The organism is Citrobacter sp. RHBSTW-00859 (assembly GCF_013729795.1).
Taxonomy (GTDB): domain Bacteria; phylum Pseudomonadota; class Gammaproteobacteria; order Enterobacterales; family Enterobacteriaceae; genus Citrobacter; species Citrobacter braakii.
Genome location: NZ_CP056284.1, coordinates 1,791,329 through 1,813,758, shown reverse-complemented (window position 1 = coordinate 1,813,758; position 22,430 = coordinate 1,791,329). Strand labels below are relative to the sequence as shown.

Here is a 22,430-nt window from a genome sequence, read left to right as displayed (position 1 = left end):
TTACAAGAAGAAGGTTTTTAAACTGGTTGAATTGAAAGGCTTTTCGCAGCCCCCCAAAATACCAACCAATGGACATTATTTCAAATGAATTAATTAGCATTAATATCATCCGGATAAATATTTTTTATCATTTGGCTCACCTGGGCCAATGCTGGCCCAAGAACCTTGTAAAACTACGACTACATCAACAAAAGTGCTATAAGCATGAATTACGTATAATTCTCGGCAGTTAGGACTCCCAACTAATTCCATCAATCACATATGAAACCGAGGAAAGCGGGAACGTATGCAGATAGCGTTTTGTGATTCCGCCGCTCTTCTCGTGGCCTACCGTCTGCTGTAGGTGCAGAATATTCGACACCCATCCAGCCATTGCAGCAGAGCATACTGAGTGACGTACCGAATGCAGTAAACGCCGTTGTCCATAATCATCAAGATAAGGGATACCAAGCTGATCACGCAGATCCGCAAACACTTTGCCGATCTTTGTCATGTTCGTGCCTGCCACTTCTGAGAAAATCCGCTCTTTCCACTGACGATTAACGTACTCCATGAAACCCCATTCGATTAACTTAGGGTGGATGACTACCTGTCTGGTAGCGTTCTCAGTTTTCCCCTGCCCGCCTTCGGCAATCAGGAAATAGTAACGCTGGCTATCTTCGTCGAATTTAATCTGTGACTTCTCCAGCTTTCCTATCTCGCCTCTTCTCGCTCCCGTGTATGCCAATAACAACGTGATCCATTTTTGCCAGTTGTCGGGCTGCTTAAGCGCCCACCCTACAAACTTTTTCATCTCCGCTGTGCTGTATGCACCAAATCTCGCTTTCGATGGTGCAGCCACTACGCCATCAGTTGGCGACTTAGATAAAATGTCTTTGCTTTCTGTGAGGAAGGTTTTGAAAAGTGATTTATACAGCTTAAGATGCTTATGGATCGCCTCAACGCCTAACAGTTGATCTGGTGGAACATCATCGCACTCAATCAGTTGCTGGATGGTCATTGAGCGGTAGGGCTGAACACCACGCTTAGGAAGGTTTTCAACGATTTCCATCACCTGTTTAATGTCCTGTTTGCTAATCGCCGCTACATCAGTTTCCCCTCCCAAGACCGTTAACAGCACTTCCATGTAGCGCTCATTTGCCATTGAGATCGATTTCGTCCAGTTACGCCCCTTTTCGTCTTTGTACATCGCCCACACATCCGAGAGGGTTGGCACTTTTTCCGGTTCGGCTGGCGGTTGAGATTCCACGATTTCAACAGGAACAGTTCTCTGATGGTGGGGAAAAAGTGGATTTCTCGCAGCCTTGCGTTCTGACGCAATCAGGTTTGACAAAAATGAATCGAACACAGAGATCGGCGTAGATAATGATTTCACAAAAGGAATATGCGGAGTAACGCCAATCATCAAAGCAGATGCTTCACGATAGCTGTCAGTGAGGAGGGATTTCTTATACATCCTGCCATTTGAAAGCCGGATTTGCAGGTAGTAGTTGCCGTTTCGCTGAAACGTGTATGGAAGAGTTCTGTACCCCATAAATACACCCTTTTTGTACATCAAGTGCATTACGCACCGACAAAAAGAGAGTCAATCTCATGATAAGTAGGCCGAATTTCGGCCCCCTACGCTGGCATTATCCAGATCAGGTGGTACGGGTATTTCTCAGCCTTCACCAGGAAGGGCACCCCGAGTCGTTGAAACACAAGTTTCGGTAACAGAATACTGCCTACGCTTGATGATGTAAATTAGCGCAGCACCATGGCCCTCCACGAAATTACGGGGTAAGGTTGCAGCTATTCTGTACATTCATTTACACTTTTTACGAAATGACTGGCGTGAACACAAAAAAGTTCTTGTCAGATGCCCTATAAGCCAGGAATGATACACGACTGATGTTGATGACCCGAACAGGTAAAGAGGATGGGTATGAAGAATAAAATGTTGCTGGGTGCACTCCTGCTTGCAAGCAGCGTCGTCTGGGCCGCGCCGGCCGCAACAGCTGCTCCCACCGGAATTGATAAGTATGAGTTGAGCGGTTTCATCGCCGACTTTACCCATTTTAAACCTGGTGACACGGTCCCACCTCTGTACCGTACTGACGAATATGCGATTAAGCAATGGAACCAACGCAACCTGCCAGCCCCTACCGCCGGTACCCACTGGACCTACATGGGTGGTGCGTACGTGCTGATCAACGATGCTGACGGTAAGATCATTAAAGCCTACGACGGCGAGATTTTTTATCATCGTTAATAGAAAAAACACGTACTTTCAGCAAGAAAGTACGTGAAATACCCGCAAATCAATTAGTCATAAGATACTGCAAATATTACTTTACTTTGTACTTCACCAGGCAGTAATGATTCCCCTGTCACGCGAACATATTTCGCAGTGATAGGGAAAGTGTACTGATTACTGATTGCTTCCAGTTTGGTCATTCTGTTCATCAGATTATCCCCCTGTTTTAGAGGAGAAGTCGCGGTGCCATTATATATCTGGAACCCCACCCCTTTGGCGCCATTCGCTATCGTGTTTTTTAGTATTTTCCCGCTTTCATCCCAGTCACCGCGCACCACCTTGAAAGTGACGGGATTGGTGGTAACGTTATATATACTTTCGCAATTCAATACCAGATTTGTGGAACCCGATTTGGTATTATTAACCGTGAGCATCTCATTTAATGTTGTATCTGGCATTTTAATTTCGTAGCGGGGTAATGAAAACTGACACGTGGTGGGTTGATGCGTTACTGTAAAGCTTAAATTCTGTGTAAAAGCTGAATTACTCGATAAACGTCCGGTAACCCAGCAATAAAGATAAGCTAACCAGTTTGAAGTACAAGAATTATCAGAGGTAATACTTACTGCCGGGTCGCTCAGACTAAACGCATCACCGGATACTGTCTGCTTAATAGTCCCTGAATTTACATATCTTGCTGAGATGGTGAAACTTTTGGTATCCAGTACTTCGCCGGCACTAACCGTTTTCTTACCAATACTTACTGGAAAATCATTGCTGGTCAGATTGATATTAATTAAAACCTTCTTGCCGCTGCTCCCCTGAATTGCAACAATGTAATCCTTGAGTGGTGTTGTATAATATAAGCTATCACTGTTGGCTGTACACACTATGTTGTCACTGGAACTGAGATTAATTTTATTTGTTGCTGTTCCAGATGTCATATCCAGATTAATTGTCGTTAACCCGCCATTTTTTGTCTGAAATGTACACCCGGCATCAGCACCAAAGGATGACAGCAGCAAAAATATCAAAAATACGTATCCTTTCATATCTTGCATCCTTATCGGCAAATATAGACTTTATTCTCATCAATCACCCTATCGAAGGTAATTGTACAGAACTGTCCCTGCTGTTTATTAACTGCAACACGTACCGACGCGGGAATGTCGCTGGTGCGAATAAATAACCGACTACCCTGCCCCACCAGACCAACATTATTACCGATATCATCTTCCACTTCATAACCGAAAGATAACGGAGAGCCGTCCGGACGCTCGGCAAGGAAGTACCAGGGTTTGCGCCGATCGGTTTCAAACTCCGTCATCACGACCGCACCGCGATAGGGTACTGTACCTTTTCGATTGCCCAGTAATGCCACATCGCTATTAGTGTCGGAAAGATCCAGCATCAGCATATTTTCACGGTACGGCGTCAGACTGTCGTAAACCGCGTAACCTTTACTGTTGGTTGTTAGGTAACGATGCCCTTGCACAGCCGCACCCTGTAACCCAGGCGCTTTAACAATGGCGAATGTATCTGAAAGCCGGGGAGTCAGAGCCACGCCCTCAGACCACACCACGATCCCCCCCTGAATATTGCCGCTGGCCTGTTGATACTTTTTCGATTGGCTGTAACTACTGCCTACAGTCGCTACTGGCGCGCGCCAGACCATGCTAACGCCCGCCGTTGTCTCGTTCCCCTGTCGTTGCTGACTGAGGTTGGCACCATAGCTGAATTGATCGCGATGACCCGTCACCCCGCTTAAGCTGGTGTTATTCGACTGAAAGCCGTCATTATCAAACGTCGTGGAATTAGAGACGAACAGATCGCGTCGAGGAGTGGAAATACCGTCCCCCCACGAGAACGGGATGGAGATATACAGGTTAAAACGCTTATCCTCGTGGTTGTCCTCATCGTACGTTTGACTCACGGCAACGGTATAGCTAACTCGCTGCCATGCGTTAGAGTAGCTAAGTTGATAATCTTTGCCATTTCCACTGCGTTGCCAATAGTCGCGCCACAGGCCACTGACCGCCAGGGATCCCCAGTTTTCGGGTAACGCTTGATTTATATTCAGTGAAAAACTGTTCTTGCGGCCAAAGTCGTTTTGATAGTAGTCCGCAATGTCATAAACATCGTTTTTATCGCGATTATAGTTATTTTTATTATTCGCCCACACGTAGTCATTAAAGGTGCGATAATCCCGCGAGGAGTAACGATAAGCTGCAAGTGCAAACTGCGTACCGGTCTGCGTGACATATTTGTTCCATGCAACCTGATAGCTCTGACCATCAAAAACATCACCATTATCCTGCTCGCTATGCGATCGCGTGGCGTCTACCGATACTGCGCCAATGGGGGTATTCCAGCCAGTCCCAAACACAAATGAAGAATAGTTTTGCGACAGCATTGTACCGCCATAGACCGTTAGCAGATTGTTCAGACCATACTGATAACTACCTTGCAGGAAATCATACTGATTGCCAGCCCCTTCAATATGGCTACGCCCTGCAGCGAAATCATATTTCGATACGCCAGACTGCAGCATATTTGGCACAGATGAAAAAGGCACCAGATAATGAGATATCGAACCGTTAGCCTCTTTCACACTGACATCTAAATCCGAACCGCCGCCAGCGAGTTGTAGATCATCAATAGCAAATGGGCCTGGTGGTACTTCTTTCTGGTAAATAACAAAACCATTTTGTTCGATGGTTACCAGGGCGTTGCTCTGGGCAATCCCACGAACTACAGGGGTAAAATTCTGTTTTGAGTTTGGTAACATTTGCATATCGCGCCAGATACGCACACCACGAAAACGTACGGCATCAAAAATATCAGCCCCGGTATACATGTCACCGGCGCGCAATGTACCAAGAATCGACGGAACACCACGTTCCACATATAACGTGTTGCTCTTCCATTTGCCGTTGCCCTCGTTACCTTTCGTATAGTTGTCACTTGAATGCAACTGCCACCCCAGCAGGTTCAACCCGCTATTCAGGTTCACATAGCTGCTTTTATCATCACCACCGTGTTTATTATTACTGTAATACTGGCTGGCGTAATAAGAGGTATAAAAAGCGTTCACCCCACGATCCCAGGTTTCAGGCGGCATATATCCTGGTTCATATTCAATCACATACGCCTGAGGTACGCTTAAATTTAGAATAAACTCCCCAATGTCATAACTAACACTGCCGCCCTGCACTGCTGCACGCAGCGGCACGCAGCCTTCTTGTTTATCCGTTTTAATGTTCCCGGTGCGAATACCAATTTGCTGCAATTGTGCCCAGGACAGACATGTCAGTTCGGGATCGTCTTTAATATCAATATCGTACCGACCACGCCACTTATTATTAAGATAAACATCCATTTCATATATACCGGGCATTGGCTTATCGCCATCAATTTGATAGCGAGAGATTTTCTCACCATTCAAACCACCGATCATAAAGTGGGTATCAAACGTGTCTTCTTCAGCCCATGCGGATGAAGCAGCCAACACCGACAGGATTGACAGTGTAATAGAATTTATCTTTGACATAATCAATCCTTGACTATCTTTCCGTTTTTATTTTTTCACTTAAGTAGTTTCCGTGATCATCAATAAGAGTAACCTTGTAATGATTAACGACAGCAGTGGTGACGACCTTTTTATCTGACCACGGAGCAAGTAACACTGTCTCGCTGTTTATTTTTGAATTACCCACTAGTTCAGGAATAGTAATCCAGTTGGCAGAATTATTTTTGATATTAATGCCACCGCTGATATCTCTGACGCTTAAGCGAGAAAAGCTTTGTTCATCTACACCGGCGATACCCTGCGGGCGATATATAAATTTTATGCGATTCTGCATAGCAAATTTAATCATGTTCTTGCCTTCTGATTCCGCAGAATTAGGAGGAATATCTAACACATTCAGGAAAAAAAGACTTTCACGATCTTCCGGTAGCGTATTTGCCAATTGCTTAATTTTCAGTTGTTGACCAGAGCCTCCGCTGACCTTTGCCACCGGAGGGCTCATTACAAATGGCACGTGGATTTTTTCGGGTGGCAGACTGGTATCTCCGTCATCTATCCAGGATTGAACCAGCGAGCTGCGACTGCCTTCATTCATTAATTGCACGGTAATTTCTTTTTTCTGTGCCGGATAAATGACACGGGTGCCGTAAATGTATATGCCGCCCCACGCAGGCATTACTGTACCGGCCAGTAAAAACACGAGTATTTTTTTCATTATAATTATCCTTACTGCGGAAATAATCGGCGGCCGGAGCCGCCGACAAACAGGATAGTCATCTTAATCAGTAACAACAGTCATCGTCAGCGAAGAGGCCACATCACCAGCGGAGACATCGGCAGAACCAATTTTTGCGTAGCGTGCGCTAAAGTTCAGAGTATATTTATTGTCCGCAGTTTTAGTTAACTCAATACCTGTATCGGGGTTAACCTGTTTAGTAAAATCATCACCATAGTAAACGGTGAAGCCAGCACCATTATTTGCTGCGGTATTTCGTGTAATATATTTATTATTGCTGTCAAATTGAGAACTGGAGAAAGTAATTTTTGGTGCTTTACTTCCTGTACATTCAACCGTCAATGGCACGGTGGTTTTATTTGAGTATCCTTCATAAACACCACCAGCACTTAAGGCATTTAATCTGTCAGCACCAATTTGGTTCATACCAATGGTCGCAGTGGTATCCCCTGTAAATTTACAGGTGGTCCCTACTACCTTACCAGTAATAATCAGTTCACCCTGATCAGAATCAGCAGCAAAAGCCCCAACGCTCATAACTACAGCGGACAGAACAGCAGCGGAAATAATTGAACGTTTCATCGTATATTCCTTAATGAATTAACTTCTATTGGTTAAGAGGACTTAACCCGTGAAATTAAATTCGCACACCAGAAACGTTACCGCAATGTAAACGCGTTGTTTTATTGATTTAAAACAAATTGCAAAGCGCAATATAATAGAAACAAATTAGTCGATTTTTTTATTCTTTTAAATTAATAAATTTACGAGATTAACTGTCGGAATGAAATTCTTCAGAGAAATGGTCAGCCACTTATTATTCACAATAATAATGCATGGCTGATAAAAGACGTTTAATCGTAACGCGTCATCACAATTTGTCGTGTAGCGTCACCGGTGATAGTAACAATTTCAGTTACCGCACCTTTTGTTGGATTGTAAACACCCGCTCTGACGTTTGAAAAGGAAATGGCATTGCCACAGCGTTGCTGCACTTCGTTATTTACAACATCAGCGCTACAGGTGGGTTCAGTTACCCGACCATTGATATTCAGGGTGGCAGTATCTGTGGCGAAAGCAGAAGCGCTCATTCCATAAGCCAAAGTAATAACTCCCAAGAATAAATTTTTTTTCATTACTTTCATTATTCCTGTATCGGTTGGGAAACAGCACACAAGCCGTCTTTCCATAGATTATGGATTAACTGCCTCGCTAAGACTAATTGATATTGTAGATTAATTCGACCAATTTGATCAATTTAAATGATGCATTGAGGGTGTTTATTCAGAAAAAGACATGAATTATACAGTCCGGATAAATAATTGAGTGAGATTTTTCATCCAATATATTCACTGCATCAATGCATTATTGATACAGTGAATATTTGTAACGCTATTAATTACACCGCGCGGAAGGCAATTTCACCCGGGATCACTTCCCCTTGCCAGTAGAGCTGGGCAGCGACACGTCCTGCAAGGTCGCGGTAAATGGCGGTAAATTCGCTGTCAGGGCGGCTGATGACCGTCGGCGTACCACGATCCAGGTCTTCACGCAGAGAAATATGCAGCGGCATCTGTCCCAGCAGTTGGGTGTGATACTGCTCAGCCAGTTTCTGCGCGCCACCGGTGCCGAAGATTGGCTCGTGATGACCGCAGTTGCTGCAAATATGCATACTCATATTCTCAACAATACCCAGCACTGGCACTTCGACTTTTTCGAACATCACGATGCCTTTTTTCGCATCAATCAGCGCGATGTCCTGCGGAGTGGTCACCACAACCGCACCCGTGACCGGAATGTTTTGCGCCAGCGTCAACTGGATATCACCCGTACCCGGCGGCATATCCAGTACCAGGTAATCAAGATCCGGCCATAAGGTTTCTTGCAGCATCTGCAGCAGGGCTTTGCTGGCCATCGGGCCACGCCACACCATCGCATTATCGTCAGTAACCAGATAACCAATAGAGTTTGTCGCCAGGCCGTGAGACATGATCGGCGCCATATGGGTACCGTCTGGAGAGGTTGGACGCTGGTTTTCCGCACCGAGCATCGTCGGGATTGACGGGCCATAAATATCGGCGTCCAGTATCCCTACCTTCGCCCCTTCCGCAGCCAGCGCCAGCGCCAGGTTCACGGCAGTAGAGGATTTACCCACGCCACCTTTACCCGAACTGACGGCGATGATGTTTTTTACACCATTAATGCCCGGCTGGTTTTTCACGCGTTTCAGCGTCGCAATGTTATGCGACAGTTTCCAGTCGATCGCTTTCGCACCAGTAATACGCAGCAGATCGGCGCTACATTGCTCTTTTAAGTCCTCAAACGCGCTCTGCCAGACAAACGGCATGACCAGCTCAACGTGCAACGTGTCATCCATCCAGGCGACGTGATGCAACGCTTTAAGCGTCGTCAGATTATGCTTCAGGGTTGAATGCTGAAAATTCGCCAGCGTCCCGGCAACCATCGCGCGCAGGGTCTCTGGTGATTTGGCCTGGGATTGTGCGTTCATCCCGACTCCTTTTTGTTGTTCTGAAAATACAATAGTCACCAGGTAGTTTACTCCAACCGCAACAATTATTCATTTACGGATAAATGCCCTTATCGCTTGGCGCAGTAATTACCATTTTGGTACTATCAAAGCCCTTTTCACTACAAAAGAAGTAATTGCCCACTATGACTCAAGTCGCGAAGAAAATTCTGGTAACGTGCGCGCTGCCGTACGCCAACGGCTCTATCCACCTCGGCCATATGCTGGAGCACATCCAGGCTGATGTCTGGGTCCGTTACCAGCGAATGCGCGGCCACCAGGTTAACTTCATCTGCGCGGACGACGCACACGGTACGCCAATCATGCTGAAAGCACAGCAGCTTGGGATCACGCCAGAGCAGATGATCGGTGAAATGAGTCAGGAGCATCAGACTGATTTTGCGGGTTTTGACATCAGCTATGACAACTACCACTCTACGCACAGCGAAGAGAACCGTGAGCTGTCTGAGCTGATTTATACGCGCCTGAAGGAGAACGGTTTTATTAAGAACCGTACTATCTCCCAGCTTTACGATCCGGAAAAAGGCATGTTCCTGCCGGACCGTTTCGTTAAAGGCACCTGCCCGAAATGTAAATCTCCGGATCAGTATGGCGATAACTGTGAAGTCTGCGGCGCAACCTACAGCCCGACCGAACTTATCGAGCCGAAATCCGTCGTTTCTGGCGCGACGCCGGTAATGCGCGACTCCGAACACTTCTTCTTTGACCTGCCGTCATTCAGCGAGATGCTGCAGGCCTGGACACGCAGCGGCGCGTTGCAGGAGCAGGTCGCCAACAAAATGCAGGAATGGTTCGAATCCGGCCTGCAGCAGTGGGATATTTCCCGCGATGCCCCATACTTCGGTTTTGAAATCCCGGATGCGCCAGGCAAGTACTTCTACGTCTGGCTGGACGCACCAATTGGCTATATGGGTTCGTTCAAAAACCTGTGCGATAAGCGCGGCGACACGACCAGTTTTGATGAGTATTGGAAGAAAGATTCCGACGCCGAGCTGTATCACTTCATCGGTAAAGACATCGTCTACTTCCATAGCCTGTTCTGGCCAGCGATGCTGGAAGGCAGCAACTTCCGTAAGCCGACCAACCTGTTTGTACACGGTTATGTGACGGTAAACGGTGCGAAGATGTCCAAATCTCGCGGTACCTTCATTAAGGCCAGCACCTGGCTGAAGCACTTTGACGCCGACAGCCTGCGCTACTACTACACGGCGAAGCTTTCTTCACGCATTGATGACATCGACCTGAACCTGGAAGACTTTGTCCAGCGTGTAAACGCCGATATCGTCAACAAAGTAGTCAACCTGGCATCACGTAACGCAGGCTTTATCAGCAAGCGTTTTGACGGCGTACTGGCGGCTGAACTGGCCGACCCGGCGTTGTATAAAACCTTCACTGACGCTGCTGCGGTGATTGGCGAAGCATGGGAAAGTCGTGAATTTGGTAAAGCTATCCGTGAAATCATGGCGCTGGCCGATGTGGCAAACCGCTACGTTGACGAACAGGCTCCGTGGGTCGTTGCTAAACAGGAAGGCCGCGATGCCGACCTGCAGGCGATCTGCTCCATGGGTATCAACCTGTTCCGCGTCCTGATGACTTACCTGAAACCGGTTCTGCCAACGCTTGCTGAACGTGTAGAAGCTTTCCTGAACAACGAGCTGAGCTGGGATGCCATTAATCAACCGCTGCTCGGTCACAAGGTCAACACCTTTAAGGCGCTCTACAATCGCATCGACATGAAACAAGTTGAAGCGCTGGTGGAAGCGTCGAAAGAAGAAGTGAAGGCCGCTGCCGCACCGGTAACCGGCCCGCTGGCGGATGACCCGATTCAGGAAACCATTACCTTTGACGATTTCGCCAAAGTTGACCTGCGCGTGGCATTGATTGAAAACGCCGAGTTTGTGGAAGGTTCTGATAAACTGCTGCGTCTGACGCTGGATCTCGGCGGCGAGAAGCGTAACGTCTTCTCTGGTATTCGTTCTGCCTATCCGGATCCGCAGACCCTGGTTGGACGTCAGACCATTATGGTTGCTAACCTGGCACCTCGTAAGATGCGCTTCGGCATTTCTGAAGGGATGGTCATGGCGGCAGGTCCTGGCGGGAAAGATATCTTCCTGTTAAGCCCGGACGAAGGCGCAAAACCTGGCCAACAGGTGAAATAAATCAGACATCTCGAGCGCTGCAACTGCAGCGCTTTTTTTGCTGAGTGATTTACCTTTAATCTTAAACACACTCCCCCACTCCATTTTCGGACTGCTTAGCCATCGCTATTAGATTTATTCTATACTGCTCTGCTATTAAGGCCGCCCGGCCCTCATATTCATTGGCGTTATTATTTAGCATTCGATATTCATAAAATGGAGTTTTACATGACAGCGTTACAAAAATTAGTTTCTCTCGCCGTGGCATCGGTTGTGGTTTTTTCTCTGGCGGGTTGTGGTGATAAAGAAGAGACGAAAACATTCAATGCCAATCTTAACGGTTCGGATATCACCGTCTCTTACACCTATAAAGGTGACAAAGTTCTGAAACAAAGCTCCGAAAGTAAAATCAGCTATGCCTCTATCGGTGCCAGCAATAAAGAGGAAGCCGCAAAAGTATTCGATGCGTTAAGCGCCAAATATCAAAATATTGCAGGCGTAGAAGAAAAGCTCACCTATACAGATACCTACGCGCAGGAAAATGTCACTATCGATATGGAAAAAGTCGATATAAAAGCGTTGCAGGCAATTTCCGGAATGAAGCTTTCTGAGAAAGCCGATAAAAATATCAGCATGAAGCAAATGCAAACGGTAATGGAATCGGCGGGTTTTAAAGAAGTGAAATAACATCCTGGCGACCCGAAATTCATCGCGGTCGCCAGCGTCGTTTTACGCTTTCGTTTTGTGCACTCGCGACGTCAAACCCCGCAGGAAGTAACGCAGAAACTGATCGCCGCATTCGCGATAGTTCTTATGATCCGGCGCGCGCATCATGGCGGTAATTTCAGGCATCGACACACGAAACTTCTGCTCGGTCATAATGACCAGAATATCATCGGTTTTCAGCGAAAAGGCGATACGCAGCTTTTTCAGCACCGTGTTGTTGTTAACACGACGCTCAAGCGCCAGTTCCGGCGCAGACTCGTCTTTACCACGCAGATGATAAATCAGACCGTTTAAAAATCCGGAGAGAATGATATCCGGGCAACGAATAAACCCGGCTTCATCTTCTTTTGTCATCCAGGTATCAAAACCTGCGGAGGTGGATTCCATGTCAGCAAGCGCAAGAATACGCACCATGTCGTTATTGTTCGCTTTCAGGGTGTAGCGCAGGCTACGAAGAATATCGTTACTTAGCATAGAGCCTTCAACTGTCGGTGATGCAATGGCGCGCAGTGTATCAGTTTTACAGTCCAATCGCCTCTTTTAGACTTTTAAGATAACGGCGACTTACCGGAACTGTCAGCCCGTTGCGTAAAATCAGTTCGGCCTGACCGTTTTCTTCCAGACGGATCTCCCGCAATTGCGCCATATTCACCAGATACTGCCGATGGCAGCGCAGCAAAGGTGTACGGTTTTCCAGCGTTCTGAGCGTCAGTTCGGTGAAACCTTCTTTACCATCGCTGCTGGTCACAAACACGCCGCTCATGCGGCTGCTGATAAACGCCACGTCATCCATTTGCAGCAGATAGATTCGGCTGTGGCCGCTGCACGGAATAAACTTCAGCGCCTGCTGATTCTCCGGCAGTAGCGATACATCCTGCTTCGTGCGCTCCTGACGCAAACGGCTCAGCGTTTTTTCCAGTCGCGCCTCTTCAATCGGTTTGAGAAGATAATCAAACGCGTGTTCTTCAAAAGCTTTCACCGCATATTCATCAAACGCAGTAAGGAAAACAATATACGGACGATGCTCAGGATCAAGCATGCCAACCATTTCCAGACCGCTGATACGCGGCATCTGAATATCAAGGAACAGGACATCCGGACGCAGTTTATGTACCGCGCCGATGGCTTCCACCGCATTCGAACATTCGCCGACGATCTCGATGTCGCTTTGCGCCTGCAACAGGATCCGCAGATTCTCCCGCGCTAACGGTTCGTCATCGACAATCAGCACTTTGATCATGCCAGTTCCTCCAGAGGAAGTCGTAAAGTGATTCGGGTAAAGCGGTCAGGTTCACACGCTACGCTGATGCCAAAATCGTCGCCAAACCGCTCGCGCAGTCGTTTATCAACCAGATTCATACCCAATCCGCTGGTCTCAGACGTTGGCTGATACAACCCGGCGTTATCTTCAATATCCAGCATCAGATACTGCCCTTCGCGGCGGGCGGTAATCGACACTTCGCCGGTATCCAGTAGCTGAGAGGTACCGTGCTTAATGGCATTCTCCACAATAGGTTGTAGGGTAAAGGCAGGTAATTGCTGATACGAAAGCGCATCTGGCACCGTTAAAGTCACCTGCAGGCGCGACTGAAATCGCGCCTTTTCAATTTGCAGATAGGCATTAACGTGCTCAATTTCATCAGCCAGCGTCACAATCTCCGACGGACGTTTTAAGTTTTTGCGAAAGAACGTCGACAGATACTGCACCAGTTGGCTGGCCTGCTCGCTATCACGTCGGATCACGGCTTTGATGGTGTTGAGCGCATTAAACAAAAAATGGGGGTTCACCTGTGCATGCAGGAGTTTGATTTCCGACTGCGTAAGCATCGCTTTTTGCCGCTCATACTGCCCGGCCAGAATCTGCGCAGAAAGCAGTTGAGCGATCCCTTCCCCCAGCGTGCGGTTGATCGAGCTAAAGAGGCGGTTTTTGGCTTCATACAGTTTGATGGTCCCCATCACCCGCTGGTTTTCCCCCCGCAAAGGGATCACCAGCGTCGAGCCTAATTTGCATTGCGGGTGCAAAGAACAGCGGTAAGGGACTTCATTCCCATCGGCATACACCACCTCTCCGGTTTCTATCGCCCGTTGGGTGTACGACGACGAAATAGGTTTTCCGGGTAGATGGTGATCGTCACCAATGCCGGTAAATGCCAGCAGCTTCTCGCGGTCGGTAATTGCCACAGCACCGATATCCAGCTCTTCATACAGCACCTGAGCGACCTTCATGCTGTTAACCTCGTTAAACCCCTGGCGCAAAATACCCTCCGTTGAGGCGGCAACTTTGAGCGCAGTGGCGGAAAAAGCAGAGGTATATTTTTCAAACATCGCCCGTTTATCGAGCAAAATACGCATAAATAAGGCTGCACCCACGGTATTCGTCACCATCATCGGCGCGGCGATATTACTGACCAGCCGAAACGCATCGTCAAACGGCCGGGCGATTAACAAGATGATCAGCATCTGCACCAGTTCGGCGACAAAAGTAATGGCACCCGCGGTCAGTGGGCTAAAGACTTTATCGGTACGGCCACGACGGGTGAGCACGCTGTGCACCAGCCCGCCGAGCAAACCTTCGACAATGGTCGAAATCATGCAACTGAGCGCCGTCATTCCGCCCATTGAATAGCGATGTAAGCCACCGGTTAGACCGACCAAACCGCCGACCACCGGGCCGCCAAGCAGCCCCCCCATCACCGCGCCGATAGCACGGGTATTAGCAATAGAATCATCAATGTGCAGCCCGAAATAGGTGCCCAAAATGCAGAAAATGGAAAAGGTAACGTAGCAAAGCAGCTTGTGCGGGAGCCGGATCGTGACCTGCATCAGCGGGATAAACAAACGCGTTTTGCTCATGAGCCACGCGATAACGAGAAACACACACATCTGCTGAAGCAGCAGCAACACCAGATTAAACTCGTACATACCTGCCAACCACACATCACTTAAAAGCGCGTAACATACATGGGCTGCGCGTAACTTTCTTTGAAGTGTTGCAAAAAAAAAGGAATTTGTGAGAACGATCACTCGAAAGCGCGAGCATGACTACAAATTCACCCATTTGTTGATCAAAAAACAGACAAAACTACCTGGTTCGCAAAAGAGCGTCTAAAGTAAAACTGGGACCTCGCGAGCATAAGTGAGACGACGATGGCGCTTTACACAATAGGTGAAGTGGCTTTGCTTTGTGATATCAACCCTGTCACTTTACGCGCGTGGCAGAGGCGTTACGGATTACTGAAACCGCAGCGAACAGACGGCGGGCATCGCCTGTTTAACGACGCGGATATCGACCGGATCCGTGAGATAAAACGCTGGATAAATAACGGCGTTCAGGTCAGTAAGGTAAAAATGTTGCTCAGCAATGAGAACATTGATGTGCATAACGGCTGGCGCGAACAGCAAGAAACGCTGTTGAGCTATTTGCAAAGTAATAATCTGCATAGCCTCAGGATGTGGATCAAAGAGCGCGGTCAGGATTATCCCGCACAAACGCTCAACACCCATTTGTTCATTCCGTTACGCCGCCGCCTGCAATGTCAGCAGCCGATCCTGCAGGCGTTACTGGGGATCCTCGACGGTGTCCTCATCAACTACATCGCGATTTGTCTGGCCTCTGCGCGCAAGAAACAGGGGAAAGATGCCCTGGTTGTCGGCTGGAACATTCATGATACCACCCGCTTATGGCTGGAGGGTTGGGTAGCCAGCCAGCAGGGATGGCGCGTTGACGTCCTCGCCCACTCGCTAAACCAATTGCGACCAGAGCTGTTTGAAGGGCGAACCTTACTGGTCTGGTGCGGCGAAAGCCAAACGCCTGCTCAGCAGCAACAACTGAACGAATGGCGCGCGTTAGGTCACGATATTTATCCGCTCGGTATTTAAAGCCAACCAGGATCGGCTCTTAATATTCTGTTAACAAACGTGTACAATCCTTAGATTCACATAAGGAGTGCATAATGAGCGCAGCTAAAATCGGTGTCATTACCCTCTTCCTGCTGATGGCCATCGGCGGTATCGGCGGCGTCATGCTGGCAGGCTACACATTCATTTTACGTGTCGGGTAAGGTGGCTCGCTAATCGCTCAAACCCGCGGTCAACTATCACCGCAGCCAGCGCGACCAGCAGCGCCCCCTGAATCACATAGGCGGTATTGAACCCGCTCAGGCCGATGATAATCGGCGTGCCCAACGTGTTCGCCCCGACGGTTGACGCTATCGTAGCGGTGCCGATATTAATAATCACCGACGTGCGAATTCCCGCCAGAATAACCGGTGCCGCCAGCGGCAACTCCACTTTCCGCAGCCGCTGGCCCTGACTCATGCCCATTCCGCTGGCAATATCCATCACGCTGGGAGAAATTCCACCGAGTCCCGCCAGAGTTGCCTGCAAGATTGGTAACACGCCATACAAAATCAGTGCGATAATCGCGGGTTCAAGCCCAAACCCCATCACCGGTACGGCGATCGCCAGCACGGCGACCGGAGGAAATGTCTGCCCCACGGCGGCAATCGTTTCCACCATCGGCCTGAATTCCGCGCCCCAGGGCCGGGTTACCGCTATTCCCGCTCCAGTGCCAATGATGACGGCAATAAGGCTTGAAATCCCAACCAACGCAAAATGACTCAACGCCAGCGCCGTAAAACTTTCCTGCTGATACACGGGACGCGGCAGCGCCGGAAATAGCGAACTAAACAGGGCCTGACTGTGAGGCAACCCAACCAACAGGATCAGAAACAGCGCAACAAGCCATAGCAATGGATCAGCAAGACGTTTCACGGGTCGGCGTCTCCGAAAGCAAATCGCGAAAATGAAGCGTCCCGCAGGGCAACCCCTGCGGCGTCACGACCGGCAAGACGTCGCAGCCACGCGCCACGAACACCGACAATGCATCACGTAGCGTCATCTCATCCACCAGCGGCTCGCCGTCTGAGTGTTCGCCGCGACGGATAAAATCCCCTACCGTACGCAGCGACAACAGCCTTACGCCCAGTTCACTGCGGCCAAAAAAAGTTTGCACGAAATCATTCGCTGGCGCAGTGAGCATCGACAGCGGCGTGCCTTGCTTCACAACTTTTCCCGCATCCATCAAAATCAGATGCTCCGCCAGTCTCAACGCCTCGTCGATATCATGTGTCACCAGCACAATGGTACGTCCTAATAAACGATGGATACGCGTCATCTCCTGCTGCAGCGCGCCGCGGGTGACCGGGTCCAGCGCGCCAAAAGGCTCATCCATCAGTAGCACCTGCGGATCTGCGGCCAACGCTCGCGCAACTCCAACCCGCTGCTGTTGTCCACCGGAAAGCTGATGCGGATAACGGTGGCGCAAACTCGCCTCAAGGCCCAGCAGCGCCATTAGTTCATCTGTTCGGTCATCAATACGTGAACGTGACCACTTTTGCAGCTGCGGTACGGTGGCAATATTCTGCGCGACGGTCCAGTGGGGAAACAAACCAATAGACTGAATCGCGTACCCCATGCGCCGTCGTAACTCCAGCACCGGCAGGCTGCGGATCTCCTCCCCGGCGAAACGGATCTGCCCGCTGTCATGTTCAACCAGCCGGTTGATCATCTTTAGCGTGGTAGACTTGCCCGAACCTGACGTGCCAATTAATACCGAAAAGCTGCCTTCTCCTAACTGCAGGTTAAGGTCGTCGACGGCTTTTTGCTGGCCATAGGTTTTACTGACATGGCGAAATTCAATCATTATTCGATACCTTTAGCAGCGCGATCCCTAAATCAAACAGCGCATCAATCAACACAGCCAGCACAACGACCGGGATCACGCCCAACAGCACTAAATCAACGGCGCTACTGAGCAATCCCTGAAAGACCAGCGCGCCAAATCCCCCTGCACCAATCAGCGCGGCTATCACCGCCATTCCCACCGTCTGGACCATCACCACTCGCAAACTGCGCAAGAAGACCGGCAGCGCCAGTGGAAACTGCACCGAGATAAACCGCTGACGCGCGCTCATCCCCATCGCCCGGGCGCTTTCAAGTACATCGCGTGGAACCTGATTCAATCCAGCCACTACGCCGCGAACCAGCGGTAAGAGCGCATACAGCACCAACGCAATAAGCGCAGGCGTCAGACCGGTTCCCGCTACGCCAAGCGAACCCAGCAAGGGAAAGTGCTTCACCAGTCCGGCAAGCGGCGCAATTAACAGGCCAAACAGCGCGACGGAGGGAATAGTCTGGATAATGTTCAGTACCGCGAATACCGGCCCCTGACGGGAGACAGAAAAAGTACACCAGACGCCCAGCAGCACGCCAATGAGCAGCGCGGGCACCACGGTAGCGAACAGAATCGTCAGATGCTGCGCCAGCGCGTCGTTAAAGACATCCTGGCGATTGGCATATTCTTTAAGCAGAGAAAGATCGTTAAACGTACCGGAGAGCAGTAACACCAGCGGCAAAATGAATATTTGTGCGTGCAATAACCAACGCCACGACGCCCGTTCGGTGATGCGACGAATGGCGTCACTGGCTGCCAGCAGCATCAGTCCCAGCCCTAACCAGAACCCGCTGCCCAGGCTGGTTCTGGCCAGCGGGCTACCCGTCTGAGCCAGATACGTTGCCGTTGTGCCGGCGATGACCAGTGCCGCAATCACCAACAGTTGGCTAATGATAAGCGTCAATATATTGCCGGATTTTCCCGGTACAAAGCACAGAAGAAACAGCAGCACACAGGCCGCCGCTAATCCCCATGCCATGTCGGGTTGGATATCCCAGAGTTGACGCCCTTCACCGGAAACCAGGCGATTGGGAGCATAGCTGATGAAAGGAAGCGCTGCCGCCGCGATGGTAAGAAACACCAGTAGCAACAGCACCCGATTTACTGAAATATTCGACAAAACACCCACCTGCTGCAAACTCCGTTACTTCACCCATCCTTTTTGCTTCAGGTAGTCTGCTGCGACTTTTTTCGCATCCAGCCCCTCCACGGCGATACTGGCATTCAGCCGTTGCAGCGTTTTTTCATCCAGGCTGGCAAATACCGGTTGTAGCCATTCTGCCATTTGCGGGTAGTCCTGCAGCACCGATTCACGCACAACGGGCGCTGGCGCATAAATGGGCTGTACGCCTTGCGGATCGCTTAATGTTTGCAGACCAAGCGCCGCAACCGGACCGTCGGTACCGTAGGCCATCGCTGCATTGACCCCTGAGGTCTGCTGCGCCGCCGCTTTAATCGTCACCGCGGTATCCCCCCCCGCCAGCGACAACAGCTGATTCTGATTCAGTTTGAAATCATAGGCTTTTTCAAAGGCAGGCAGCGCGTCAGCCCGTTCGATAAATTCCGCAGAGGCGGCAAGTTTGAACGTCCCCCCGTCTTTCAGGTAACGGCCTAAATCGGCAAGGGACTCAAGCTTATTCTTTTGTGCGATATCCTGGCGAACCGCAATGGTCCAGGTGTTGTTGGCGGGCGCAGGCGTTAGCCAGATCAGCTTATTTTGCTCTGCGTCCAGCTTTTTCACTTTGTCATAACCGGCCTGCGCATTTTTCCACGCAGGATCATTCTCATCTTTAAAAAAGAATGCGCCATTGCCGGTATATTCCGGATAAATATCCAGTTCACCAGAGGTGATTGCCCCACGCACCACCGGAGTGGTACCCAGCTGTACTTTATTAACGGTTTTCACGCCGTGACTTTCGAGCACCTGCAAAATAATGTTGCCGAGCAGCGCCCCTTCGGTATCTATTTTTGAACCGACCGTGACGGGTGACGCGGCCTGTAAGGGCAAGCTGATCGCGGCTAATAACGCCAGCGAACCCACCCAAACTTTTGAAATTATCATGCTGCACTCCTCATTCTTTTACGGCCCTTTTCAGAGACTTGAGGAAAAATCATAGTCGAAAAATCAAGCCTTAACCTGGCAATTGGGTAGTAACACTGCGAGTTACTCGCGGTAAGGCGATAACACAATAAAAAAAATCCGGCAAACCCAAAGTGAGTTTACCGGATGGTACGATTTCGCGGGCCTGATAAGCGTCACGCTATCAGGCATGATATCAATTACAGCAGTTCAAATTCGCCCTGCTTCACTCTGGCAGAATCCACGCCGATAAAGACGTTGAACTTGCCCGGTTCGGCATCGTATTGCATACGCTGGTTCCAGAATTTCAGCGCTTCAACATCAATTGGGAAGCTAACGGTTTGGGTTTCACCCGGCTTAAGATTCACCTTCTCAAAACCTTTCAGCTGTTTTACCGGACGACTCATTGAAGCGGTAACATCCTGCAAATACAGCTGAATCACCGTCGCACCTTCGCGTTTGCCGGTGTTGGTCACCTGCACGCTGGCCGTCACGGTCCCGTCACGCTTCATCGTCGGAGAAGAGAGTTTCACATCAGAAACCGTGAATGTGGTGTAGCTCAGGCCATAGCCAAAGGGATACAACGGACCGTTCGCTTCGTCAAAGTAGCGCGACGTGTACTTATTCGGCTTATCGGCATTATACGGGCGACCGGTATTAAGATGGCTGTAATAGACCGGGATCTGTCCGACAGAGCGCGGGAAAGACATCGGCAACTTGCCTGACGGGTTGTAATCGCCAAACAGCACATCGGCGATGGCGTTACCGCCTTCCGTCCCGGCAAACCAGGTTTCGAGGATCGCATCGGCCTGTTGATCTTCCTTAACCAGCGCCAGCGGACGACCGTTCATCAGTACCAGAACCAGCGGTTTACCCGTGGCTTTCAGCGCGGTAATCAGGTCACGCTGACTCTGCGGAATGGTGATATCGGTGCGGCTGGAGGCTTCATGCGCCATTCCCTGCGCTTCACCAACTACCGCGACGACTACGTCAGACTGCTTCGCGGCGTTAACGGCTTCATCAATCATCGCCTGCGGCGAACGCGGGTCAACCTTCACCGCCTCTTCATACTGGTTGAGGAAGTCGACAATGCCTTTGTCGTTGGTGATGTTCGCCCCTTTGGCGTATACCACTTTGCCCTGCTCGCCGATGGCATTTTTAATCCCCGTCAGCACCGTTACTGACTGATCGGCAACCCCGGCAGCAGACCAACTGCCCATCACATCACGCTTGCTGTCGGCCAGCGGACCGACAACCGCTACGGTGGCGGATTTTTTCAGCGGCAATGTTTCCAGACGGTTTTTCAGCAGCACCAGGCTTTCACGCGCCACTTCACGCGCCTCTTTGCGGTGCAAACGGCTTTCCGCGTTGGTGTCCTGCGGGTCAGATTCTTTGGCCCCCAGATGGCTGTACGGATCGTTAAACAGCCCCATATCATATTTCACGTTCAGCACATGACGCGCAGCGTCGTCCAGCTCCGCCATCGTCACCTTACCTGACTTAATCAACCCCGGCAGGTATTTGCTGTAATACTCATCGCTCATGCTCATGTTGATGCCGGACTTGATCGCCACACGCACCGCATCTTCAGGATCGGCGGCAGTGCCGTGCTTAATCAGTTCCTTAATCGCGCCATGATCGGAAACGGTAATGCCCTTAAAGCCCCACTCATCGCGCAGGACGTCTTTTAACAGCCATGCATCCGAAGTCGCCGGCGTGCCGTTCAGCGAATTAAGCCCCACCATCACCGCACCGCTACCGGCGTCCAGTCCGGCTTTGTAGGGTGGCATATAGTCGTTGAACAAACGCTGCGGGCTCATATCGACGGTGTTGTATTCCTTGCCGCCTTCAACCGCGCCATAGGCGGCATAGTGCTTGACGCTGGTCATCACCGAATAGCGATCGGCCGGGCTTTTACCCTGCATCGCTTCCACCATGGTTTTGCCCATCGTAGCGGTCAAATACGTATCTTCGCCAAACCCTTCCGAGGCGCGGCCCCAGCGCGGATCGCGCGAGACATCGACCATCGGCGCCCAGGTCATATTCAGACCATCATCGGCGGCTTCATACGCAGACACCCGACCAACGGTTCTGACCGCATCGAGATTAAAGGAGGATGCCAGACCGAGACTTATCGGGAATACGGTACGCTGACCGTGCAATACGTCGTAGGCAAAAAAGAGAGGGATTTTCAGGCGGCTGAGATCCATCACCTGATCCTGCATTTTGCGGATATCCTGGCGCGTGACGGTGTTAAAAATTGCCCCAACTTGCCCGTCTTTGATCATCTCGCGGATGGCTTCTTTCGGGTTATCAGGCCCGACGCTTATCAAACGGAGTTGCCCAATCTTCTCATCCACGGTCATCTGCTTGAGTAAATCGGTAACGAAGGCATCCCGCGCCTCTGGCGTCAGTGGATGGTTACCAAACAGAGTGTCCGCCAACGCTGGTTGCAATGCCAGACTCACCGCGACACCTACAGAACATAGCCATTTCATGTTGATTCTCTCTTTATTTTTTCCCGACGAGGCAGCGAAAATATAACAAAAACCGCAGTTTGCCGTAAGACTAAACGGGAGCGATAAAGAAAGCTAAGGTTATTCTCCTAATTTTCGAAACCAGCGCGAATCAGTAAAAGACGAACCAGAGACAATATGAATGAGAAAGCGTATTGTCATACAAAGCGCTATGCTTGTTCCTGAT

At 49.9% G+C, this 22,430-nt stretch carries 20 protein-coding genes and 1 riboswitch; of the genes, 5 read left to right on the top strand and 15 right to left on the bottom strand.

What is annotated here, in order from left to right; translation table 11 throughout:
- Window positions 1-229: 229 nt before the first annotated feature.
- On the bottom strand, window positions 230-1,534 hold the full coding sequence (locus tag HV302_RS08925) for a tyrosine-type recombinase/integrase (protein WP_125112578.1): 1,305 nt from the start codon (window positions 1,532-1,534) through the stop codon (window positions 230-232).
- 67 nt (window positions 1,535-1,601) lie between these two features.
- Window positions 1,602-1,697: riboswitch (TPP riboswitch) on the bottom strand.
- A 221-nt stretch (window positions 1,698-1,918) separates the two neighbouring features.
- Between HV302_RS08925 and HV302_RS08920 the strand changes: the two genes are divergently transcribed.
- The gene (locus HV302_RS08920) at window positions 1,919-2,251 is read left to right on the top strand and encodes an RcnB family protein (protein WP_019077205.1); all 333 of its coding nucleotides are present in this window, start codon (window positions 1,919-1,921) and stop codon (window positions 2,249-2,251) included.
- A gap of 53 nt (window positions 2,252-2,304) precedes the next feature.
- Here the strand turns inward: HV302_RS08920 and HV302_RS08915 are convergent, their stop codons facing one another.
- From HV302_RS08915 to apbC, 6 genes are all read right to left on the bottom strand, one after another.
- On the bottom strand, window positions 2,305-3,288 hold the full coding sequence (locus HV302_RS08915) for a fimbrial protein (RefSeq protein ID WP_181627224.1): 984 nt from the start codon (window positions 3,286-3,288) through the stop codon (window positions 2,305-2,307).
- 11 nt (window positions 3,289-3,299) lie between these two features.
- Window positions 3,300-5,786, bottom strand: coding sequence for a fimbrial biogenesis outer membrane usher protein (locus tag HV302_RS08910; protein WP_181627223.1), 2,487 nt, complete (start codon window positions 5,784-5,786; stop codon window positions 3,300-3,302).
- 13 nt (window positions 5,787-5,799) lie between these two features.
- Entirely contained in the window at window positions 5,800-6,480 is a 681-nt protein-coding gene (locus tag HV302_RS08905; protein WP_181627222.1) for a fimbrial assembly chaperone, read from the bottom strand.
- A gap of 63 nt (window positions 6,481-6,543) precedes the next feature.
- Window positions 6,544-7,083 carry a fimbrial protein YehD gene (yehD, locus tag HV302_RS08900; protein ID WP_181627221.1) on the bottom strand — a complete coding sequence of 180 codons (540 nt, stop codon included), beginning with the start codon at window positions 7,081-7,083 and terminating at the stop codon, window positions 6,544-6,546.
- Between the two features lie 272 nt (window positions 7,084-7,355).
- Window positions 7,356-7,637, bottom strand: a complete 282-nt coding sequence (locus HV302_RS08895; protein ID WP_016156962.1) for a DUF2574 family protein — start codon at window positions 7,635-7,637, stop codon at window positions 7,356-7,358.
- A gap of 263 nt (window positions 7,638-7,900) precedes the next feature.
- Window positions 7,901-9,010 (bottom strand): iron-sulfur cluster carrier protein ApbC, encoded by a 1,110-nt coding sequence (apbC, locus tag HV302_RS08890; RefSeq protein ID WP_016153686.1) that lies wholly within the window; start codon window positions 9,008-9,010, stop codon window positions 7,901-7,903.
- Window positions 9,011-9,174: 164 nt separating this feature from the next.
- On the opposite strand from apbC, the gene metG reads away from it, so the two are divergent.
- Both metG and HV302_RS08880 read left to right on the top strand, forming a co-directional pair.
- Window positions 9,175-11,208, top strand: coding sequence for a methionine--tRNA ligase (metG, locus tag HV302_RS08885; protein ID WP_181627220.1), 2,034 nt, complete (start codon window positions 9,175-9,177; stop codon window positions 11,206-11,208).
- Window positions 11,209-11,415: 207 nt separating this feature from the next.
- Window positions 11,416-11,874: a YehR family lipoprotein gene (locus HV302_RS08880; RefSeq protein WP_047416218.1), complete on the top strand. Its 459-nt coding sequence runs from the start codon at window positions 11,416-11,418 to the stop codon at window positions 11,872-11,874.
- 42 nt (window positions 11,875-11,916) lie between these two features.
- Here the strand turns inward: HV302_RS08880 and HV302_RS08875 are convergent, their stop codons facing one another.
- Genes HV302_RS08875 through HV302_RS08865 form a run of 3 tightly spaced genes read right to left on the bottom strand, consistent with a single transcriptional unit; the run spans window position 11,917 to window position 14,835 of the window.
- Window positions 11,917-12,387: a DUF1456 family protein gene (locus HV302_RS08875; protein WP_181627219.1), complete on the bottom strand. Its 471-nt coding sequence runs from the start codon at window positions 12,385-12,387 to the stop codon at window positions 11,917-11,919.
- Window positions 12,388-12,433: 46 nt separating this feature from the next.
- On the bottom strand, window positions 12,434-13,153 hold the full coding sequence (gene btsR, locus HV302_RS08870) for a two-component system response regulator BtsR (protein ID WP_181627218.1): 720 nt from the start codon (window positions 13,151-13,153) through the stop codon (window positions 12,434-12,436).
- Window positions 13,150-14,835, bottom strand: a complete 1,686-nt coding sequence (locus HV302_RS08865) for a sensor histidine kinase (protein ID WP_181627217.1) — start codon at window positions 14,833-14,835, stop codon at window positions 13,150-13,152. Before HV302_RS08865 ends, btsR begins: the two co-directional genes overlap by 4 nt.
- A 225-nt stretch (window positions 14,836-15,060) precedes the next feature.
- Here HV302_RS08865 and mlrA point away from each other — a divergent pair, with 225 nt between their 5' ends.
- Entirely contained in the window at window positions 15,061-15,792 is a 732-nt protein-coding gene (mlrA, locus tag HV302_RS08860) for an HTH-type transcriptional regulator MlrA (protein ID WP_016153692.1), read from the top strand.
- A 74-nt stretch (window positions 15,793-15,866) separates the two neighbouring features.
- Window positions 15,867-15,974 carry a protein YohO gene (locus tag HV302_RS08855; protein WP_181627216.1) on the top strand — a complete coding sequence of 36 codons (108 nt, stop codon included), beginning with the start codon at window positions 15,867-15,869 and terminating at the stop codon, window positions 15,972-15,974.
- Here HV302_RS08855 and HV302_RS08850 read toward each other — a convergent pair.
- The 5 genes from HV302_RS08850 to bglX form a co-directional block, all read right to left on the bottom strand.
- The gene (locus HV302_RS08850) at window positions 15,955-16,686 is read right to left on the bottom strand and encodes an ABC transporter permease (RefSeq protein ID WP_016156966.1); all 732 of its coding nucleotides are present in this window, start codon (window positions 16,684-16,686) and stop codon (window positions 15,955-15,957) included. The genes HV302_RS08855 and HV302_RS08850 overlap by 20 nt on opposite strands.
- Window positions 16,670-17,617, bottom strand: coding sequence for an ABC transporter ATP-binding protein (locus HV302_RS08845; RefSeq protein WP_016153694.1), 948 nt, complete (start codon window positions 17,615-17,617; stop codon window positions 16,670-16,672). The genes HV302_RS08850 and HV302_RS08845 overlap by 17 nt, the downstream gene beginning before the upstream one ends.
- The gene (locus HV302_RS08840; RefSeq protein WP_326928771.1) at window positions 17,610-18,776 is read right to left on the bottom strand and encodes an ABC transporter permease; all 1,167 of its coding nucleotides are present in this window, start codon (window positions 18,774-18,776) and stop codon (window positions 17,610-17,612) included. Before HV302_RS08840 ends, HV302_RS08845 begins: the two co-directional genes overlap by 8 nt.
- Window positions 18,777-18,791: 15 nt before the next feature.
- On the bottom strand, window positions 18,792-19,709 hold the full coding sequence (gene osmF, locus HV302_RS08835) for a glycine betaine ABC transporter substrate-binding protein OsmF (protein ID WP_065554087.1): 918 nt from the start codon (window positions 19,707-19,709) through the stop codon (window positions 18,792-18,794).
- Between the two features lie 218 nt (window positions 19,710-19,927).
- Window positions 19,928-22,225 carry a beta-glucosidase BglX gene (gene bglX / locus HV302_RS08830; RefSeq protein ID WP_049269040.1) on the bottom strand — a complete coding sequence of 766 codons (2,298 nt, stop codon included), beginning with the start codon at window positions 22,223-22,225 and terminating at the stop codon, window positions 19,928-19,930.
- Window positions 22,226-22,430 lie beyond the last annotated feature (205 nt).

What these genes read in the sequence shown, in the direction of transcription:
- HV302_RS08895 (WP_016156962.1), bottom strand. Translation starts at nt 7,637, where the DNA reads ATGAAAAAAAATTTATTCTTGGGAGTTATTACTTTGGCTTATGGAATG.
- metG (WP_181627220.1), top strand. Translation starts at nt 9,175, where the DNA reads ATGACTCAAGTCGCGAAGAAAATTCTGGTAACGTGCGCGCTGCCGTAC.
- apbC (WP_016153686.1), bottom strand. Translation starts at nt 9,010, where the DNA reads ATGAACGCACAATCCCAGGCCAAATCACCAGAGACCCTGCGCGCGATG.
- yehD (WP_181627221.1), bottom strand. Translation starts at nt 7,083, where the DNA reads ATGAAACGTTCAATTATTTCCGCTGCTGTTCTGTCCGCTGTAGTTATG.
- HV302_RS08880 (WP_047416218.1), top strand. Translation starts at nt 11,416, where the DNA reads ATGACAGCGTTACAAAAATTAGTTTCTCTCGCCGTGGCATCGGTTGTG.
- HV302_RS08910 (WP_181627223.1), bottom strand. Translation starts at nt 5,786, where the DNA reads ATGTCAAAGATAAATTCTATTACACTGTCAATCCTGTCGGTGTTGGCT.
- HV302_RS08845 (WP_016153694.1), bottom strand. Translation starts at nt 17,617, where the DNA reads ATGATTGAATTTCGCCATGTCAGTAAAACCTATGGCCAGCAAAAAGCC.
- btsR (WP_181627218.1), bottom strand. Translation starts at nt 13,153, where the DNA reads ATGATCAAAGTGCTGATTGTCGATGACGAACCGTTAGCGCGGGAGAAT.
- HV302_RS08920 (WP_019077205.1), top strand. Translation starts at nt 1,919, where the DNA reads ATGGGTATGAAGAATAAAATGTTGCTGGGTGCACTCCTGCTTGCAAGC.
- HV302_RS08905 (WP_181627222.1), bottom strand. Translation starts at nt 6,480, where the DNA reads ATGAAAAAAATACTCGTGTTTTTACTGGCCGGTACAGTAATGCCTGCG.
- HV302_RS08865 (WP_181627217.1), bottom strand. Translation starts at nt 14,835, where the DNA reads ATGTACGAGTTTAATCTGGTGTTGCTGCTGCTTCAGCAGATGTGTGTG.
- bglX (WP_049269040.1), bottom strand. Translation starts at nt 22,225, where the DNA reads ATGAAATGGCTATGTTCTGTAGGTGTCGCGGTGAGTCTGGCATTGCAA.
- osmF (WP_065554087.1), bottom strand. Translation starts at nt 19,709, where the DNA reads ATGATAATTTCAAAAGTTTGGGTGGGTTCGCTGGCGTTATTAGCCGCG.
- mlrA (WP_016153692.1), top strand. Translation starts at nt 15,061, where the DNA reads ATGGCGCTTTACACAATAGGTGAAGTGGCTTTGCTTTGTGATATCAAC.
- HV302_RS08925 (WP_125112578.1), bottom strand. Translation starts at nt 1,534, where the DNA reads ATGGGGTACAGAACTCTTCCATACACGTTTCAGCGAAACGGCAACTAC.
- HV302_RS08855 (WP_181627216.1), top strand. Translation starts at nt 15,867, where the DNA reads ATGAGCGCAGCTAAAATCGGTGTCATTACCCTCTTCCTGCTGATGGCC.
- HV302_RS08875 (WP_181627219.1), bottom strand. Translation starts at nt 12,387, where the DNA reads ATGCTAAGTAACGATATTCTTCGTAGCCTGCGCTACACCCTGAAAGCG.
- HV302_RS08915 (WP_181627224.1), bottom strand. Translation starts at nt 3,288, where the DNA reads ATGAAAGGATACGTATTTTTGATATTTTTGCTGCTGTCATCCTTTGGT.